Origin of the sequence: Microcystis sp. M49636_WE2 (assembly GCF_030065375.1) — a bacterium.
Classification (GTDB): Bacteria; Cyanobacteriota; Cyanobacteriia; order Cyanobacteriales; family Microcystaceae; genus Microcystis; species Microcystis aeruginosa_C.
Map to the genome: position 1 here is coordinate 1 of NZ_JASJFG010000572.1, position 1,348 is coordinate 1,348.

At 42.7% G+C, this 1,348-nt stretch carries 2 protein-coding genes and 1 pseudogene; 1 reads left to right on the forward strand and 2 read right to left on the reverse strand.

The genetic code is table 11. The annotated features are described in order from the left end of the window. Positions 1–482, reverse strand: a 482-nt coding sequence (locus tag PX484_RS13205; protein ID WP_288104184.1) for a glycosyltransferase, incomplete at its 3' end; no start/stop codon positions are given. 79 nt (positions 483–561) lie between these two features. Between PX484_RS13205 and PX484_RS13210 the strand changes: the two genes are divergently transcribed. After that, positions 562–948: a hypothetical protein gene (locus PX484_RS13210; protein ID WP_193957005.1), complete on the forward strand. Its 387-nt coding sequence runs from the start codon at positions 562–564 to the stop codon at positions 946–948. An 81-nt stretch (positions 949–1,029) separates the two neighbouring features. Here PX484_RS13210 and PX484_RS13215 read toward each other — a convergent pair. Continuing rightward, a pseudogene (locus PX484_RS13215) lies at positions 1,030–1,348 on the reverse strand (GAF domain-containing protein); the annotation flags it as partial.

Genomic DNA, 1,348 nt, shown 5'->3' on the forward strand with positions numbered 1-1,348 from the left:
AAATGAACTGCCGCCGCCGCCGCTAAATTGGGTTTTTCCAGAAAATTGGCATATATTTGTTTAAGTTGCCGTTTTTTTTGCAAATCTGCCGGATCGAGGGTGCCTAGGGGACGGAGAATATAGGGCAGTTGACGGTAACGAGCGATCAAAGCCGATATACTGCTCACTGGGGAGAATAAGGCATGAATATGGGCGATATCGTAATCTTTTGCCCTATTAGCCAACCAAGTAAACAGATCAAGGGAAAATTTATAGCGCCGAAAGGGAGAACAGGGAAAATAATAGATTTGATAGCCATTTTGACTAACAGGGACCCCCAAAGGCACATCTAGGGGTGCTTGTCCCGTGTCACCATTGGAATCGGTGGTAATAATAGTCACCTCTTGGCCCAGTTGGGCCAAGGCCGCTGACAAACCGAGTACCATTTGACTAGGACCCCCGTAAACAAGGGAAATCGAAGGAACAATCTGAAGAATTTTCATCTTTTTGGTGCAAGGGTCAAGACTTGTTAAGATCGATCAAGCCGTTCGCTCAAATTTACCACTTCTGTGGCTCTCATTTATGGTAATCGACTTTCTGCCCTTCACTATCAATATTTCCCCGGCCTTTATTGCCGGTAGCTGTCTCTGGTCTTTAGCATTATATTTGGGGTTAGCTGGGGTGCGAAATTGGTTTATAGAAATTTTCTATCGCTGGTTTAATTTTGCCGAGCGTTTCCTCTATACTTCCCTAGAGGAGTTTGAAAAAACTCGCCTCGCCAGAGAATCCCAAAATGCTTTTTATGCCTCTATCTTTAGTATTATTCCCTTTCTCATTCTCGGCGGTTTCTCCGATTGGTTAATCGAGATTAGTTTAGGAAAAAGTTGGCCGATTAGTGTCGGTATTCTCGCCTGTGTTGCCTCTGGTGTCTATGAATTAGGACGGCAGGATGGCAGCGGTAATCAGTAAATTAAGCTGTTAACTATCTCAATTACTTCTTAGGACAGCACGGGAGTGGCAAGTGAGTCGATTTTAACCCTTGACTAGCGCTCAATCTTTTCCTTCCAGACGATTTTTATGTTTATTAAGAGTCTTTTGTAGTAAATTCAAAACCTCATTGGCAATCTCAATAACTTGATGGGTTCCAAAACCAGCCTGAGTTAATTCTTTAAAAAAAGCCTTAGCGACAATTTTGGCTAATTTCGGGGGATAAGGATGAACAGCGATTGAATGTTCGGACTGAATTTCTGCTATTTCTCTAGTCACTGCCATAGCCACAAAACGAGATTTTAACATCCCTTGCAAATGAAAAATTTGCAGGGATTGGGCAGCCTGTTGAGCGAATAACTGCAAGATTTCTAAATCTAAT

Bases quoted from the DNA above. Each gene is read 5' to 3' on its own strand.
- PX484_RS13210 (WP_193957005.1), top strand. From the start codon at position 562: ATGGTAATCGACTTTCTGCCCTTCACTATCAATATTTCCCCGGCCTTT.